Origin of the sequence: Litoribacillus peritrichatus (assembly GCF_039537985.1) — a bacterium.
GTDB lineage: Bacteria > Pseudomonadota > Gammaproteobacteria > Pseudomonadales > Litoribrevibacteraceae > Litoribacillus > Litoribacillus peritrichatus.
Genome location: NZ_BAABBN010000004.1, coordinates 1,218,057 through 1,235,557, shown reverse-complemented (window position 1 = coordinate 1,235,557; position 17,501 = coordinate 1,218,057). Strand labels below are relative to the sequence as shown.

Sequence of the window (17,501 nt, the reverse complement as noted above, 5' to 3'; positions counted from 1 at the left end):
CGTAAAAAAGCCCGCTTTATGACTTCTTATGAGGTACACAAAGCGGGCTTTTTTTTGCGCTTTAAAGCACCTTAACAAATATAAGCAATCCTGCCGATTCGATTAACTAAACACCTTCAACCATAACACGTGTATCTGGCAAACTTGCAAGATGAGGGATAGGCAAACTGCAATCAGCGGCTCGCGACAAAGCATTCAATGCAGCGACAATGGCGCCTTCCTGCCAACCAGGTAATGACGACAACTGATCACCAACAATAAAGAAGTTCGGTTGCTTGCTGCCATCAACGCCCGTGCCTTGTGTTAAATGATTAAAGTGATGAACACTTTCGGCGGTATTCTCACCCACCAAGTGCCATTGCGCCCAACCGCCTTTTATATAAGGCATGTGTTGCCAGGCAATCGCAACCCCGTTTTCCAGCCCCGCTCCAAATTCCTTACCAAATAACTTAGCACCATCACGAGCCCGTTCGAGACGTTTATCAATGGGTAAATTCCCCATCTCATAGGCATTCTTTGAATAGTTATAACACCCTGTCAAAATGCCTTTTTGATCATGATAATCGTTCGATGGATACCATATTTGAACGATCTCATTGTCGGTTCGGGAAATACCGCCAAAAATCGGGACAACCCCTTTTTCTGAATCCGGCCTTTTTAGGTGCTCATCATGACACGTCGCAACAGGGCCGCCTTGCCATAAAGAGCGTTCAGCCTGCCACCCTATTTTGGTAGTACACGCTAAAAATCGATCCGGAAACCCATCTTTAAGTTCAGGGGTATTTTGCGCTTTGTATACTGCCTTCAAGCCCGATTTAAAGCTTTCATCAAAGCCCTTATTTGCACCTGCCCCCTGCAATCGATCTGACAACATTTTTTCCAAAAATGGAATCGCGACATTACTGAAGCAATAATCCGCCTTGAGCACTTCGCATTGATCTGAACCCAACTGAGCGACATGGACTTCAAATTGTTGGTTTTCCTCGTCCCAATCAATTTTCTTCACAGGGCTGTTTAAATGGATGGTGCCGCCAAGAGCAGCCACTTGTTGCGCAAATGCATGTTGCACCTGATCCATCCCTCCCACAGGCTGAAACAAGGTTGGTTGCCATAAAAAGTCCTGTGGTTGATAAAAATTAACTTTCCAAAACTCTGAATCCAACAAACTGTTCAGGTTCAGCATCTCAGCGACTACTCCACTGTCGACGCCAGGCAGTACCGAAAAGCCAGCTCGATCAGACGCTTTCAAATTCTCATCCTGACCATCAGGCGCCGCCCCTACGTTATAATCACCGTTCGGGCTAAGATCACCAAAACTGACCATCAGATCCTTCAGCTTTTCAACCTGTGACGACTTCTCTTCATCAGAGCAGTCTGAATTCAGGCCATTGATTAAGACGTCAGCATTTTTATAGACCATTTCAGCCACATGGCCTCGGGTATTATGATCCAAACGACGACTCACCACAGGGTTACCACCGTACCCTTCAGTGGTTTGAACCAGGTTCGAAGCACTGTCCATCACATAGACTTCGACATCCACACCAAAGGTTTTCAAATACTGTAATAAACGTTTATGGCCAGACGGGATACGACCCGGCCCCGCATTGAGATAAGGTTCATTATCACCCTGCGGACGATCAAAGCGTACAACCTGGGTACTCCCCTTTTTTGAATGAAACAACTCACTGTCCTGATCTTGAACTAGCGTATCCCCAGTACGTAAAGTCAGACAACGACCACCCGTTCGGTTCTGCGCCTCAAGAATCGTCACTTTCATACCTGTCTTCTTCGCCAGTAACTCATAGGCAGTTGTTAGTCCGCTGACGCCAGAGCCAATAATAATGGCCGTTTTTCCTTTGAAACAACCCTCTTCGAGCTTAGGACACCCAGAGGTAACCCCCATCTGCTTATTTGCAGCATCATCCAGTACTGACCAGGCTTTGGCTGCGGGGTTACTCTTAAAAAAGTCTGCACGGCTTGTATTTTTAGACATCCTATTCTCCTTAAATCCAATCGAATGGGTACAGATTAAAATTCGCGTTCAACTTACCTATTTCACAAGAAGTCGCTGACAACTCGCTAAACAGTAAGACTAGCCAGAGTGAGGAAAATAGTTACTACAAGTGATTACAGAAAAAGCCCAATTTGGTTGTAATAAAAACAACCAAAGAAAGCTTCATAGATAGGTCAAAATTTGAATTTAGTTTAGGAAAGCAAGGTCACTTAACGATTCAGTTCGATGTTGCCAGCATCAACTTGCTTGTAGATACCGTACGGCAATAAAACAGTGTCAGCAACACCTGACAGTGCAATATCAACCAACACAAATGGCACAGGGGCAGACAAAATCAGTGGCGATGAAGAAGGCTCAGCATGCAATAAACATAAATCATACGACACGCCACTGTATATTCGAGAAATGGAACTGCATTTCGTCTTAACTTCTTTCATGTTGACATGGACAACATACTCATCGCGGAAAACCGTGTTGACGGTGCCGCAACCAGATAAGAGTAAGACTAAAAACATTAAACCGACATGAGACTTCATCCAAACCATCCATCATTGCAACTGAGAGCAAGCCCTCTTTAAGTTAATGATAAAGCCCGTGGATGAATGCGGGCTGAATGAACCCCGTCTGTACCTTTAAATGAATTAGTTCAGATGTAGTAGTTCAGAGCAAGTCTGAACTACTACAAATCATTCCTCTTCCACATCAAAATATCTCTTGATGCAGTTCATCGCATGAGGAACAACACTTTGGCAAAAATCAGCCCACTCGTCCGCACCCTCTTCGGTGTAATTTGGGTGCTCATCTGAATAAGGGGATTTAAGACTCAATCGTGTGGCTTCAAAACCCAGCACATCTGTTAAATATTGGGCCTGATCCTGACTCAGGGTCAGCTTTTGATTATTGTAAGTCGACAATATTTCAAGACACTCCTGAAACCCCTCTCGATCAGCAATCTTCTTCAAATCTTTAAATAATTCAGAATCAAATTCGATTTCTTTGCTTTCCATGTTAGACCTTGATGTTAGCTATTAACTTCCATCCCAATAAACGTCACATCCACAATCACGTCAGTAGAACCCAAACTGCTAGTCAAGATAATTGAAATGTTATGATTTCTGGTACAAAAAACAACTTGTGAGGAAATTCGGCATGTAAGACCTAAGTCTTCAATCCGGTGCACCAAATCTCGTTTACTCAAATTTGAGTTATACATCATAGCAACGGTGGTTTGCTTCACACCATCGCCAGTGAAGTACTTAAAGAGAGGTTCGGAGCTCGGTTCCCACAATGGAAACGCTTTTATTTGAGGACTTATTTTTAAATGATAGGCCAATGAGTCTTTGCTGAAGTCGCTTGGCTCCCAGAAGTAGTATTTCCAGGAAGCCACAAAAGCACCAACTAAAATAAAAAGAGAGAGTATTAATTTCATTGAATGTTCACTACTTAGTGATCAGAAATGGTACTGCTATTACAGTTAATAGCCATGATCCAGGTAAGCACATTCCTTTTGACCATTCACCCAAGAAATAAGTGTTTCAGTATTGATGACCTTTTGAGTATTTATCTTTACTTTTGTTGCTTCACTACCATCCTCATACAGCCAAATCTCAGCTACTTGAGTATGAAAGACTTTTTGAGGTGCCCCAGGATTTGAATACAGTTTAAAAACCGAGCGACTCTCTTCTTCCCAAATATCACCATATACTTGAGGAGTGATTTTGGTGAATTTTTTTGGTTCACTCTTCCAGCAGCTATCAAACTGTTCTTTTATCCTTCCATGTAGAATACCCTTATCTAACATTAAAGTAGTTTCGTAATGTCTCGATTGTTGTTGTCTATCGCCAAGACGCTCAATACCAGACGAACTGAATGCCAAACTTGAAAGCACCGATGAAGCCATCAGCACAGGTAAAAACCTACAATTTCTAATGATTGTCCCTAAACTCATTTATTAACACTCCTACTATGTGAAATTTACTCAACCGCCCCATTCACCTTCAACACCTCATAAACCCCTTCCGCAAACACCTCATACCCCTCGGCATTTAAGTGAATCGGGTCAGATTTGTATTTGGCACTTCGGAGCATATCAGCAAGCAGTTCACCTTCAAAAACCAACCCGTATTTCTCGGCCAGTTCGCCATACAAGGGCGCGCTGTCGGAAAACAGACTTTTTTGTGGAACACCGATTAACACCACATCAACACCTCGCGTCTGAGCAGCTTCTATCATTTAGGCAAGGTTACTTTTGGTTTGTGATGGAGGATGGTTTCGCAGCACATCGTTACCGCCTTCCAGCAGAATAATGAGTTGCGGCTGATGCTCATCAAGAACATCCGAAAACCGGAGTATGCCCTTGGACGTAGTCTCGCCAGACACACCGGCATTAATGACTTGTATGCCAGTGAGCTCAGAGAGAACCTCCGGGTAGGTCTTACCATTTTTAGCGCCAACGCCATACGTCAGGCTATCACCAAAGGCAAGAATGGTATCATCCGTTGACAGTGGTGAAAGTTGTTTGGTGTCACTGCAACCCACCAGAACGAGCACGAATATAAAACAGAAGAAATGCTTAACCCTATCCATGGAAAATAGTCCTAAATACCAAACTTAAAGATTTAACAGTTTAATCACTTTATCCAGATCAAAGTGTTGTTCAACCGCATCCGCCACTCTATCTATACCTTCTTCACGAAGTTTTTCGTAGTCTGGTGCCTGCGCATTTTTAAGACCAGCCCAACTCATGATGAGATTACAGGCTTCGGTGGTTTCAAACAATCCATGCAGATATGTCCCGATAATTTGGTTATCGGTTGATCTCGCGCCATCCTGGCCTATATCTGTGTTTAAAGCCGTTATTAATGGCTTTTCCAAATCCTTGCCGCTGGTCACGCCTGCATGTATTTCATACCCGGAAACCGGTACTGAAAGCAGTTCATCCGCTAAAGGTATGTTCAACTCACCTTGAACGTTCCTTAATTGTTTTTCAGGTTTAAGCACAGTCGAAATGCTCAGCAAACCTAAACCTTCCGTTTGCTTAACATCCCCTTCGATCTCGTCCGGGTCTTCCAGAGTCTTGCCCAGCATTTGATAACCACCACAAATGCCCAGTACTTTGCCCCCAAACCTCAAATGACGTTGAATGTAATCTTGCCAGCCTTGTTGTTTAAGCCACTCAAGATCGGTCGCGACTGACTTTGAACCAGGAAGAATAATTAAGTCGGCCTTAGGATATTGGCCATCAGCACTTATCAGCTGATCATTACCAACAAACTGTACAGATAACTGCGGATGTAACGTCAACGGATCAAAATCGGTATGGTTACTAATGTGTGGCAACCGAGGAATCACCACCTGAAATTTGTCGCCTTCTGCCGCGCGGTGACGGTCTAACGCTAAGCTGTCTTCGGCCTCTAAGTGCAGGCCATGCAAATACGGCATCACGCCCAACACAGGTTTGCCCGTCCTTTCTTCCAGCCAATCCAGCCCAGGTTTTAATAAACCAATATCACCACGAAAACGGTTAATCACAAACCCAACAACCCGTGCTTGTTCTGTTTCAGAAAGCAACTCTAAAGTACCTACCAAGTGTGCAAATACGCCACCCCGGTCAATATCAGCAATTAAGATAACGGGACAGTCCACTCGTTCTGCAAACCCCATGTTGGCAATGTCATTCGCTCGCAGATTAATCTCCGCAGGTGAACCGGCGCCCTCCACCATCACACAGTCGTATTGATTCACCAAACGTTGATGTGATGCCACCACAGCATCCATCGCGGTCAGTTTATAATCGTGATACTTAGCCGCAGTCATATTGGTGATGGCTTTACCATGAACAATGACTTGCGATCCGGTGTCCGAATTCGGCTTTAATAAAATCGGGTTCATATCCACGTGAGGCGCCAAGCCACAAGCAACCGCCTGAACGGCTTGCGCCCTGCCGATTTCGCCGCCTTCTGCCGTTACTGCACTGTTGAGTGCCATATTCTGTGGTTTAAAAGGTGCGACCGAAATACCTTTGCGCTTGATGGCTCTGCAAAGTGCCGTCACAAACATGCTCTTGCCTGCATCAGAAGTACAGCCTTGTACCATCAAAGTTTTATTGGTCATTCGTTTACCTGTTTGTTTTCATTATTTCGTTAGATGAGTAGTCGAGTGCTGATTCTAGTCGCCGCCAGCCTTGCTCATCTGCAGGCAGCCCGAACCGTAAAGATGCTGACCCTGAAACCGACGAAGCAACAAACAACCGAACTAAAATCCCTTGCTGTGCTAACGATTGATGCCACTGTGTAGCAACAGGCGATTCCACCCACACAAACAATGGCGTTGCCCCTGAAGCATTCAATCCAGCTACTTCAAGAAAGTTAATTAATCGTTCGCTTTCCGCTTTCAGAGTATTTCTTGTCGTGTTCTGCCAACCCCGATCTTCGAGCGCTTGTTTGGCCGCCCAACGCGTCGGATGAGCAATCGACCACGGGCCAAGTCGGTTTTTTACTTCAGTTAATAAGCCTTGTTCCGCAAAGACAAACCCCAGGCGAACGCCCGCCAAACCAAAAAACTTGCCTAAAGAACGTAATACGACTAATCCGGCTTGATGAGCATCAGGCACAAGGCTGTTTGTCGAATCAGCATCCATAAAGGCTTCATCCACAACTAAGTAACCGCCTTTTTGTTGAAGAACAGCATGCCACTTTAAAAGTGTATTTTTCTGAAAAATCCGACCTGTGGGGTTATTTGGGTTAACAACTACAAGCACATCAAGCTGGATCAGCAACCGCTCTATTTCGTCTTCTGGCAGATCGTGTTTCAGTGGTATTAACTGATGACCACTGTCACGCCAAGCCTTTGCGTGCTCAAAATAAGAGGGTTCAAAAACACCTACCTTTAATTTAGAAGCACCAGCGTTTATGAAAGATGGCAATGATTGAATCAACCACTGACTGCCAGGCAAGGCCACGAAATGTTCGGATTGATAATAACGGCTAGCGGCAAGTTCGAGCCCATCATTTTCTTCAGGAAGACGTTGCCAGACTTCGGCTGGAATGTGCCCCACCGGATAACCGTTGGGGTTAATTCCTGTCGAAAGATCGAGCCAATCATTCAATGGAATATTAAACAAATCCGCTGCTTTACGAAGCTGACCGCCGTGTTCAGCAGAGGACAAGACAGGAAAACCCGAACTTTCTAACAACTCTCGACTCAAGCGGCCCATCCCATGAACAACACCAATATCACCGCCAAGAAAGGTATGGAAACCCATAGACCTAAAGTGTAGGTAACCATTTGCATGGCTCTTGGAATGTCTTCAGCGGTCGCTTCCGGCCCACAACCAAACTCAGGTTTTTCCTGCCACTTTCCGTGGTAACAAGTGCGGCCACCTAAAGTAATACCGAGCGCACCGGCACCTGCCGCCATTACCGGGCCACCATTGGGGCTAGACAACAACGCTGCTTGCTCCCGCCAACAACGCAAACCCTTGCGAAACCCGCCCACCTTGGCATCCGCGTCGGCCATGAACTTAGATACCACCAGATAACTGAATGCAGTCAACCTGGCGGGGATATAGTTTAGCGCATCATCTATTTTTGCGGCCGCCCAGCCAAAATTAAAATAACGCTCGGTTCGATATCCCCACATTGCATCCAGCGTATTCGCCAGTCGATATACCAAAGCGCCCACCGGCCCTGCAACTAAGAACCAAAAAATCGGCGCAAAAACCGAATCGCTGCCATTTTCCAGCGCCGACTCAATGGCCGACTTTTCAATATTCATTTCTGCCGGATCGCGGCTGACAATCATAGATGTCAGCCTTCTGGCCTCATCCTGGTCGCCTTTCAATAAAGCCTCTGCAATAGGAAGAATATGTTCCTGTAAGCTTTTATGGCCAATGGACAAATACAACACAGCAATCGAAACCACCACATAAATCGGCATAGGCAACCGTGCAACCAACCAAGCCAAAACGAAAGCGATCGGAACCACGGCAATGGCCCAGGCAATGGTGCCCTTGGCTTTAATCACCACATTTGGTCGTTCACTGTAACTGGTTTCATGGTTTAAAAACGACTCCAACTTGACTACCCAATGACCAAACCCAACCAATGGGTGGTAACGCTTAGGTTCGCCAAACTTTAAATCCAACAACACTGCAAAAATCAAAATAAATACGGATATCACCAAGGCCATGATCCATTCACTCCTCGTTCATCGGTGTATTTTGCCAACCGTTTTCCCACAGAAAATCATCCAGCGGTTTGGCTTGTGTCCAACCTTCCAGTTCAAGCATTGGCTTTGAATAAAACTCATCCACATGACCAATACAAAGTACAGCCACCGGCTTACTGCCTGTCGGCATATTAAGTAAATCACTCAACTGTTGCGGGTCAAATAAAGAAACCCAGCCGACGCCAATACCCTCGGCACGCGCAGCCAACCAAAGGTTCTGAATGGCACAAGATACTGAGGCTAAATCCATTTCCGGCAGAGTTCTTCGGCCAAATACGTGATGTTCTCTTTGATCCTGAAGCGCCATCACAAAAACTTCAGCACACTGGTCTATGCCTTCGACTTTGAGACGCATGAATTCAGCACTTCGCTCACCCAGCGCATCTGCTGTATGAACGCGTTCTTTCTCGACCAGATCACGAATTTCTGCACGAAGCGCCACATCGGTAATGCGCATAATTCGCCAAGGTTGCATTAAACCAACGCTAGGCGCTTGATGCGCGGCCTGGAGCAATCGAGCAAGAACCTGTTCATCCACCGGCTCTCCATTAAAATGACGCATATCACGGCGTTCAGCAATGGCTCTATATACGGCTTGTTTTTCTGAATCACTGAACGCGTGCTTACTCATGAATTCGGGTCTCAAACAACATCTTTAGAAAACAGCTTAGCAACCGCTGACGGGTTCGAAGGAAAATAATAATGGACATAGCTGGCGGTGATGCGTCCTTTTCGGTAAATCAATTCACTGGTTGCTTTGTTCGACGGACTTTTTCCTTTCGCTATGGGCTCCATTTTCGTTTCAAGCTTTGAATGATGAAAGGTGTGGCCGGCCAATTTTCCTTCCGGTAAATCCACTTGTTGCATAGCGATCGCAGTCAAACGTTTCTGCATTTTTGCATGACCGGGCAGTATACCAAGCATGGCAGAAGTGTCACCGCTAATATCGGTTAATTCATCAACCAGCCACATCATGCCACCACACTCAGCCAATACGGGGTTACCCTGATCAGCAAACTCATTAATTTGATCTGTCAAAGACTGATTGAGTGCCAAAGCCTGATGATGCAGTTCCGGGTAACCGCCCGGCAGGTATAAAGCATCGGCTTCAGGCAGCACCTGATCCGCCAGCGGCGAAAAATAGACAACCTCTGCACCAAGCAGCTTCAGCACATCAACATTGGCCGGATAAATAAAGCCGAGCGCCTGATCACAGGCAACAGCAACGGCTAACCCTGCCAGTGGTTTTAATTCATAGATACCTTTATTGATGTGTTGATCGTACCTGCTTACATCTTCAACCCGCTGAAACTCAACTGGCTCCGGTAGTTTAGAGAGTCCGGTTTGAGCCAGTTGATGCGCAGCACAATCCAAACGCTCATCCAAATCTTCAATTTCACTTTTCTGAACCAAACCCAGATGGCGAGACGGTAAGCTGATGTCCTGCCCGCTCGTTTCTTTTGATCGAAAAAGCGCGCCAAACCAAAACATATTCTCAGGCAAACTGTCTCGTAACATACGCATATGCCCCTCACTGCCAACGTTGTTTGCCAGCACACCTGCGAACGGAAGACCTGCCCGATAATTTGCCAAACCAAACGCAATCGCACCAAAGGATTGAGCCATCGCAGAGCCATCCATAACAGCCACTACAGGTATGTTAAGTCGAAATGCAAAGTCTGCAGCGGACGAGTGACCATCAAACAACCCCATTACACCTTCTATAAGAATCAGGTCAGACGTTAACGCCGCCTGATATAACAGATGTCGGCAATGCTGTTCGCCACCCATGAAGAGGTCCAGCTGATATACAGGTTGACCAGAGGCTTGTTCAAGAATCATCGGATCGAGAAAATCCGGCCCAATTTTAAATACCCGAACCTGTTTACCCTGATTTCGGAAAAGGCGTGCTAATGCAGCGGTCGCTGTGGTTTTACCTTGCCCGGAAGATGGCGCAGAAATAATTAATGCGGGACACATAATGGATTGAGAATTGTGTTGAAAATCAGACACGTGCATAGCAACTAACAGAGAAAAGTAGCAGATAGCTTATTTCATTTTTACAAAGTTGCAACAAAATGTCATAAATTCCATCGAAACCTTCCTCTTCTGGCGGAATCGAAACCTAAAGTAACCCGGCTATAATTGACAAGTGGTCACGCTCTGATAGCATCGGCACCCTATTGAAGTCTGCGCTTAAAGCCATAGGCTTCTGGACAAATTTGTGAGTATCAAATAATTAATATGAGCACATTACATCTTCACTACCCCTTTTCTGCGGTAATAGGTCAGGAAAAACTCAAACAAGCGCTCATATTATCCGCCATTGAACCTCATCTCGGCGGGGTTTTAGTCAGTGGGCCGCGGGGCATAGGCAAAACGACTTTAGCCCGAGGCCTTGGCGAACTGATTTCAAACACGTCAAATCAAAAAGAATTCATTACCTTACCGCTCGGTGCGACGGAAGAAAAATTAGTCGGCTCTTTAAATCTGGAAAAAATACTGGCCAATGGTGAGGTTGCCTTTTCGCCAGGCTTACTAGCCCGCGCTCATCAGGGCATTTTATACGTCGATGAAGTTAACTTATTGCCGGATCACCTTGTCGATTTATTATTGGATGTGGCAGCAAGCGGCATCAACCATGTAGAGCGGGATGGCATATCACACCAGCACGAGGCCAAGTTTGTGCTAATCGGCACCATGAACCCGGACGAAGGTGAGTTACGGCCACAGCTACTGGATCGATTCGGCTTATTTGTCGATATGCACGAACAACTCACGCCACACCAGCGTGTCGAAGCGGTCAATCGCCGTATTGCATTTGATCAACACCCTTTGTCATTTGCAGAGCAATACGAAGCAGATCAACTTCAACTGAAAGACAGAATCTTAACGGCGCGTTCATTACTCAAGGATGTCCAATTAAACGTAGAGCAACAGCTGTACATAGCCGAACTTTGCTCACAGGCACACGTCGAAGGTTTACGCGCAGATATTGCAATGCAACGAGCAGCAAAAGCGCAGGCCTCGTGGGAAGGTTCTATCAAGGTGACACAAAATCACATCGATTCTGTGGCAGAGTTTGTATTAACGCACCGAAGAACCAACCAGCCACCTACATCGCCAAATACGCCTCCCAATGGAACGCCTAACGAACCGGATTCCAACAAGAACGAAAAGTCAGGTTCAAACAAAAATGAAGGTCAAAGCTCTTCCGGCAGAAGACCCAAAGACAGCTTCAGGGATCGCAGCCAAAGTCTGAATGACCCAATCCAAGATACGCAAACGCAATGGGGAGAGCTCGACTCGCCCAAGCAAACCAGCTCTCATGAAGGTGATTCTGCGTCCGAGACCACGACAGAAATGAACACTGTCCTTGAACGAAACGGCCAGGCCTTATTAACAAACTTGCCTTTCTCAAAGCCGCCTCATAATAGCTTGTCTTTCATCACCTCTGATGAACTGCAAAAAAAACGAAAAGGTAAAGTTCAAAGCACCAACGGGTTGACCGCTGGTAGCCAACGTCAGGCCTCTTCCAAAATTTCATGGCCTGCTACCTTATCTGACCCGATCAACCTCAAAGGCACTTCAGACCAAACACCTAAAATTGAGCGCTTGCACCACGCCAGAAATTTCCATAAACAAAGTCAGTTGCATGTCATTTTGATGGACTGCTCTGGTTCGACCCAAAACAAACACGCATTAGGTCAGGCCAAAGGCATTGTTTCCCAAATGGTGAATCAATTTTATTTGAAGCGCGAAGACGTCGCACTCCTTCAATTCGGTAACGGTAAAGTGGGTTTGGTTATTTCTCCTAAACGAGCGCCTAAGAATATTGTTGAACAGCTCAACCAAATACAGGTCGGTGGCGGCACACCACTTCGACTCGCACTGCTAAAAGCACGAGAAATTTTTCATAAAACGAAATTAAAAAGCCCGTCCCAGCAAAATTATTTATACTTATTTACCGATGGTCGGGTGAAAGATCAAATTTCAGATATCAACCTGGACGCCAACATTAGCATCATAGACACAGAGTTGAATCAAATCAGGCTCGCTCGGTGTCAAAAACTGGCCCAGGAAATGAAAGCTCATTACGTCCATTTAGAAGACTTACCCAACCTGGACGTTCAAACACCCAAAGTATCGAGCCATTCTTAGTCAGACCGCTAAACCAAGTACGTTGAACAAACAGATTCTAAACGCACACTAATAAGGACATTAAACAATGAGCATCGACCAAATCGAACAAGACAAGCACAAAGCCCGCTTGGCAAAGAAAAAAGAAGTCGTGGATGCTCGTATCGCGAAAGCGACTGAAGAACGTGGTGTTTTGATTCTGTTAAAAGGCAATGGCAAAGGTAAATCCAGTTCAGCCTTTGGCACTATGGCCCGCTCGTTAGGCCACAATCAAAAAGCGGGCGTCATTCAGTTCATCAAAGGACGTCGCAGCACAGGTGAACATCTTTTCTTTAAAGATCACCCGCAAGTGGATTTTCATGTCATGGGCCATGGCTTCACCTGGGAAACACAGGACAAAAGCCAAGACATCGAAGCCGCACAACAGGCTTGGGCCATTGCGGAAAAGATGCTCAAAGATCCGTCTTACGACATCCTGATTTTTGATGAAATGAGTTACATGTTCAAATATAAATACCTGCCTGTCGAACCTGTAATTGAAGCCCTTCAAAACCGCCCAAAACATCAGAACGTGATGATTACCGGCAGAACAATGCACCGAGATCTGCAAGAAATCGCAGACACCATCAGTGACGTTCAGGATGAAAAACATGCATTCCGCCAAGGTGTAAAAGCCCAACCCGGCATTGAATGGTAAACTCCACCCAGTTAACTGCCTCTCCTATCAAGCTTTGATATCCAGGACGATCAATGAACGCCGTACAATGCCCTGCTTTATTCATCAGTGCCATGGCCTCCGGCCAGGGAAAAACGACCATCACCGCAGGGCTGGCCAGGTACCACCGCAATCAAGGTTTGAATGTACGCGTTTTCAAGACCGGCCCGGATTATTTAGACCCACTCATACTGGAACAGGCAGCAGGTAGCCCGGCCGAGCAGCTTGACTTGTGGATGATGGGTGAAGATTTATGCCGCCAATATCTTTACGAGGCAGCAAAAACCGCAGACCTGATTCTGATTGAAGGCGTCATGGGATTATACGATGGCAACCCCAGCGGTGCTGATTTGGCTGAATTTTTTGGTATCCCCGTAGTGGCAGTGATCAGTGCACCAAAGATGGCACAGACCGTGGGCGCATTAGCACTAGGTTTGAAAAGCTACCGCCCTTCATTGCCTTTTGCCGGCATCATCGCCAACAATCTTGGCAGCCAGCGCCACTGTGAATTAGTGATCGAAAGCATGCCGAAAGACATCCCGGTTTTGGCTACTTTTCGGAAGTCCGACGATATGGTCTTACCTGAGCGCCATTTAGGGTTAGTAAGACCTCATGAAATTGAAGATTACGATACGAAGCTGGACTCCATTGCCAACATCATTGCTGAAACTGGTTTAGCTGATCTTCCTAATCCTTTGATATTTAAAGAAACCTCATCACAAAACAGCACTGAGTCTAAACCACTGACAAACGTTAAAATCGGGATCGCCAAAGACGAAGCATTCAGTTTTATTTATCCGGCCAATGTTCGCTTTTTAGAATCGCACGGCGCGGAGCTTCATTATTTCTCGCCCATGCACGATGATCAAATCCCGGACGTAGATTGCATTTGGTTGCCCGGAGGCTACCCCGAACTTCACCTTGAAGTGCTCAGTAAAAACGAGTGTATGAAAGTAGCGTTAGTTGATTTTTATGAGTCAGGAAAAACCATCTTGGCTGAATGTGGCGGCATGCTTTACATACAAGAGTCGTTAACCACATTGAAGGGCGAGACCTGGCCAATGGCAGGTTTAATCTCGGGTCATGGTTTCATGCGCCCCAAAGGCGGATGCCAGGGCATGCAATCAGCCATGCTGCCAGAAGGTGAAGTACGCGGCCATGCGCACCACAGAAGCCGGAGTGAACAACAAGGAGAACCGATTGCGTTCGGCAAACGAATCAGCCACCCGGCACCCGGCGAGCCTATTTTCCGAAACAAAGGTTTAACGACTTCCTACCTTCATCTTTATTTTCCTTCAAACCATTCGGCTATGATTGAATTATTCACGGCCAGCGGCTTGTTGACTGCTTGCTCAAAACAAACTGACACAGCTTAAATCGGATGCGTAAAGAAACTCCTGAAGCCAATAAACCTTTACGAAGCGGCTATACCACTGGTGCTTGCGCAACAGCAACCAGCTATGCAGCTGCACGGCTATTGCTTACAGGAGAGCCAACAACGGCGTCCACTATTACCCTGCCAAAAGGCCAACACGTTGAATTTCAAATCACTAATTGCTTATTGAGAGACAATAACGTTGGTTTTGCCTCGACCATTAAAGATGCCGGAGATGACCCGGATGTCACCCATGGTGCAACGGTTTTTGCAGAAGTAAGCCTGAATAAACAGCCTGGTGTTTACTTTCATGCCGCCAAGGGTGTCGGCACAGTCACCCGCGATGGCTTGGCATTGGCGAAAGGCGAACCCGCCATCAACCCGGTTCCCAGAAAGATGATGACACTGCATCTCAATCAGCTGGCCAACGAGCAAAACTATTCCGGCGGCTTCGATGTGTTTATTGGTGTCGAAGGGGGTGAAGACCTCGCCTTAAAAACCATGAATCCAAGGTTAGGCATTCTCGGTGGATTATCGATATTAGGCACCACTGGCATAGTACGCCCCTTCTCTTGCGCCGCTTACATCGCGTCCATCCATCAAGGCATAGACGTCGCATACACCAACGATGTTCAGCATATTGCCGCCTGTACCGGCAGCACCTCTGAAGCCTTTGCAATTAAGCAGTACCCGGACATCCCTGAAATGGGGCTGATCGAGATGGCGGACTTTGCTGGTGCTGTATTAAAGCACGTTAAGCATTCACCGGTAGCAAAGCTCTCCATTGTGGGAGGCTTTGGCAAATTAACAAAATTGGCGGCAGGACATTTGGACCTTCACAGCCGGGCGTCCAGCATCGACTTTCCATTTCTTGCTAAACAAGCCAAGCATGTAGGTGCGGAAGACGACCTCATAGCTTCCATCCTAAACTCAAATACCAGCCTGGAAGCCCTTAAACTCTGCCAACAAGCAAACATTCCATTTGCCAATCGCATTTGTGAACTGGCCAGAAACAAAGCCAAATCTATTCTGCCCGAAACAACACAAGTGGAGGTTTGGGCCATTAGTAAAAAAGGCGACATGGTTGGCCATGCAAATTGGGCATTTGGGTCAAAACCAAAGGCCACTGATTCAAAACCAAAAGCCAACATTAAGAGCCAGCCAGGACAATGACTAACATATTCAATGTGCTTTTGCTCGGCGGCACAAGCGACGCCATCAAGCTGGTTAAGTCGATTGCGTCTTTAAGTCACAATCACAACATTCATTTGATATACAGCATCGCCGGAACGGTAAGAAAGCCCAAATTGGATTGCACCGTTATTGAAGGTGGCTTCAGCCAATACGCCGACCAATACACACCGTCTTCTGATGATATTCAAGGACAATATACTTTCGGTTCTGACAGTCAGCGCGGCTTGGCATACTTCATTACCCAGCACCAAATCCACTGTATTTTAGATTGCACTCATCCATACGCCACCCAAATCAGCCACAATGCATTTGAAGTCAGTCAGGCACTGGGTGTGCGTTATTTGGGCTATCACCGACCAAATTGGTCAGCTTCTGATCAAGACCGCTGGATTCCGGCAAAAAACTGGCCTCATGCGAAAGAACTATTATCCCAATTCAAACGCCCCTTTGTTACAATTGGCCAATCTGCCGTAAGAGACACCGAATCGATTTCTGAAAATCAGTTTTGGCTGATTCGTTCAGCAATTGCTGAGCCGATGGTAACAGCCCGCTTCAAAATCGTTCGTGATATAGGTCCTTTCGTACTGAAAAATGAAACCGCACTGATGCAGCAACACAAGATTGATGTGCTAGTCTGCAAGAACAGTGGCGGAAAGGCTGTTGATACAAAATTACAAGCAGCCCGGCAACTGAATATACCCGTAATTCTATTGGAGCGGCCTGACTATCGTCCTGAGATAAAACAACATTTCAGAGACAACCTTGAGGCCTTAATTGAAAAAATTAAACAAGAAGTTTACAGAGACACCTATGACAGATAATCAAAAACCCGCTCTGCTTATTGTTGGACACGGTTCACGAGACGTAGAAGCAGTTGAAGAGTTTCATCAACTCGCAAAGCACTTCCAGGAAAAATACCCAGAAAGACTTTGTGAAACCGGGTTTCTGGAGTTTGCTCGTCCTGTCATCGCTGACGGTGTTGATAAACTGGTTGAAAAAGGCTGTAAGAACATCACGGCCATTCCAGGCATGTTGATGGCGGCTGGTCACGCCAAGAACGATATCCCAAGTGAATTAAACACCCTTCAGGCCGAAGTTGAAGGCTTGAACATCACCTACGGGACACACTTAGGTGTACACCCTAAAATGGTTCGTGCGGCTGCAGCTCGCATTGAAGAATCTGAAGCAGAACTGAAAGCCAAGTTCGACGATTACGACCGTAAAGACACCTTGCTCGTGGTGGTTGGCCGTGGCGCATCTGACAGCGATGCAAACTCCAACATCACTAAAATCACGCGGATGCTGGAAGAAGGCATGGGCTTCGGCTGGGCAATCACCTGTTTCAGCGGTGTGACCTCACCTCTGGTTGATGAAGCACTTGAGCGTGCACACGGTCTTGGTTTCAAGAAAGTAATTGTTTTCCCATACTTCCTATTCACAGGTCGTTTGGTTAAGAAGATTTACGAATGGGCAGACCAATACCAGGCAAATCACCCTGAAGTTACCGTTGCCAAAGCCCCCTACCTGAACGATCACCCGCTTGTGATTGAAACCTTCCTTGAGAAAATGGAAGAAACCGAAGAAGGCACAGGCAACATGAACTGCCAGATGTGCCAGTACCGGGTACAGATTCTCGGCAGCGAACATAAAGTCGGCGCACCTCAGGAAGGTCACCATCACCATGTTCGAGGTGCCGGTACGGATGCAGATCATGATCACAGCCATAGCCACAGTCATCACCACCATCATGGTCACAGCCACGATCACGACCACTAGACACTCCCGTCTTCAGATGGCGTCCACCACTCCCGCACAAGCGGGAGTTTCATAAT

General features: G+C 46.4%; 18 protein-coding genes. 6 read left to right on the top strand and 12 right to left on the bottom strand.

Annotation, left to right across the window (positions count from 1 at the left end; genetic code table 11):
* Window positions 1-106 precede the first annotated feature (106 nt).
* The 12 genes from ABD744_RS06805 to ABD744_RS06750 all read right to left on the bottom strand — a co-directional run bounded on the left by ABD744_RS06805 (window position 107) and on the right by ABD744_RS06750 (window position 10,258).
* Complete coding sequence (locus ABD744_RS06805) at window positions 107-1,996, bottom strand: flavin monoamine oxidase family protein (protein ID WP_344796761.1); 1,890 nt, start codon at window positions 1,994-1,996, stop codon at window positions 107-109.
* 230 nt (window positions 1,997-2,226) lie between these two features.
* A complete protein-coding gene (locus ABD744_RS06800) occupies window positions 2,227-2,553 on the bottom strand; it encodes a YceK/YidQ family lipoprotein (protein ID WP_344796759.1) in 327 nt (108 codons plus the stop codon).
* Between the two features lie 150 nt (window positions 2,554-2,703).
* Entirely contained in the window at window positions 2,704-3,024 is a 321-nt protein-coding gene (locus tag ABD744_RS06795; RefSeq protein WP_344796757.1) for a hypothetical protein, read from the bottom strand.
* Window positions 3,025-3,038: 14 nt separating this feature from the next.
* Window positions 3,039-3,446 (bottom strand): hypothetical protein, encoded by a 408-nt coding sequence (locus ABD744_RS06790; protein ID WP_344796755.1) that lies wholly within the window; start codon window positions 3,444-3,446, stop codon window positions 3,039-3,041.
* Between the two features lie 45 nt (window positions 3,447-3,491).
* On the bottom strand, window positions 3,492-3,965 hold the full coding sequence (locus tag ABD744_RS06785; RefSeq protein WP_344796753.1) for a hypothetical protein: 474 nt from the start codon (window positions 3,963-3,965) through the stop codon (window positions 3,492-3,494).
* Window positions 3,966-3,991: 26 nt separating this feature from the next.
* Window positions 3,992-4,249, bottom strand: a complete 258-nt coding sequence (locus ABD744_RS06780) for an SGNH/GDSL hydrolase family protein (RefSeq protein WP_344796751.1) — start codon at window positions 4,247-4,249, stop codon at window positions 3,992-3,994.
* Window positions 4,250-4,603 (bottom strand): GDSL-type esterase/lipase family protein, encoded by a 354-nt coding sequence (locus ABD744_RS06775; protein WP_344796749.1) that lies wholly within the window; start codon window positions 4,601-4,603, stop codon window positions 4,250-4,252. It abuts the gene before it with no gap.
* 24 nt (window positions 4,604-4,627) lie between these two features.
* Window positions 4,628-6,130, bottom strand: a complete 1,503-nt coding sequence (locus tag ABD744_RS06770) for a cobyric acid synthase (protein ID WP_344796747.1) — start codon at window positions 6,128-6,130, stop codon at window positions 4,628-4,630.
* 4 nt (window positions 6,131-6,134) lie between these two features.
* The gene (cobD, locus tag ABD744_RS06765) at window positions 6,135-7,280 is read right to left on the bottom strand and encodes a threonine-phosphate decarboxylase CobD (RefSeq protein WP_344796745.1); all 1,146 of its coding nucleotides are present in this window, start codon (window positions 7,278-7,280) and stop codon (window positions 6,135-6,137) included.
* Entirely contained in the window at window positions 7,220-8,206 is a 987-nt protein-coding gene (cbiB, locus tag ABD744_RS06760) for an adenosylcobinamide-phosphate synthase CbiB (protein WP_344796743.1), read from the bottom strand. The genes cobD and cbiB overlap by 61 nt, the downstream gene beginning before the upstream one ends.
* 7 nt (window positions 8,207-8,213) lie before the next feature.
* Complete coding sequence (bluB, locus tag ABD744_RS06755) at window positions 8,214-8,876, bottom strand: 5,6-dimethylbenzimidazole synthase (protein WP_344796741.1); 663 nt, start codon at window positions 8,874-8,876, stop codon at window positions 8,214-8,216.
* A gap of 11 nt (window positions 8,877-8,887) precedes the next feature.
* Window positions 8,888-10,258: a cobyrinic acid a,c-diamide synthase CobB gene (locus tag ABD744_RS06750; RefSeq protein ID WP_344796739.1), complete on the bottom strand. Its 1,371-nt coding sequence runs from the start codon at window positions 10,256-10,258 to the stop codon at window positions 8,888-8,890.
* 231 nt (window positions 10,259-10,489) lie between these two features.
* Between ABD744_RS06750 and ABD744_RS06745 the strand changes: the two genes are divergently transcribed.
* From ABD744_RS06745 to ABD744_RS06720, 6 genes are all read left to right on the top strand, one after another.
* The gene (locus ABD744_RS06745) at window positions 10,490-12,406 is read left to right on the top strand and encodes an ATP-binding protein (protein ID WP_344796737.1); all 1,917 of its coding nucleotides are present in this window, start codon (window positions 10,490-10,492) and stop codon (window positions 12,404-12,406) included.
* Between the two features lie 67 nt (window positions 12,407-12,473).
* Window positions 12,474-13,082, top strand: coding sequence for a cob(I)yrinic acid a,c-diamide adenosyltransferase (cobO, locus tag ABD744_RS06740; RefSeq protein WP_344796735.1), 609 nt, complete (start codon window positions 12,474-12,476; stop codon window positions 13,080-13,082).
* Between the two features lie 53 nt (window positions 13,083-13,135).
* Window positions 13,136-14,476, top strand: coding sequence for a cobyrinic acid a,c-diamide synthase CobB (locus tag ABD744_RS06735; RefSeq protein ID WP_344796733.1), 1,341 nt, complete (start codon window positions 13,136-13,138; stop codon window positions 14,474-14,476).
* Between the two features lie 5 nt (window positions 14,477-14,481).
* Window positions 14,482-15,648, top strand: a complete 1,167-nt coding sequence (locus ABD744_RS06730; RefSeq protein WP_344796731.1) for a cobalt-precorrin-5B (C(1))-methyltransferase — start codon at window positions 14,482-14,484, stop codon at window positions 15,646-15,648.
* Window positions 15,645-16,490, top strand: coding sequence for a precorrin-6A/cobalt-precorrin-6A reductase (locus tag ABD744_RS06725; RefSeq protein WP_344796729.1), 846 nt, complete (start codon window positions 15,645-15,647; stop codon window positions 16,488-16,490). Before ABD744_RS06730 ends, ABD744_RS06725 begins: the two co-directional genes overlap by 4 nt.
* Complete coding sequence (locus ABD744_RS06720) at window positions 16,480-17,445, top strand: sirohydrochlorin chelatase (protein ID WP_344796727.1); 966 nt, start codon at window positions 16,480-16,482, stop codon at window positions 17,443-17,445. Before ABD744_RS06725 ends, ABD744_RS06720 begins: the two co-directional genes overlap by 11 nt.
* Window positions 17,446-17,501: the final 56 nt, after the last annotated feature.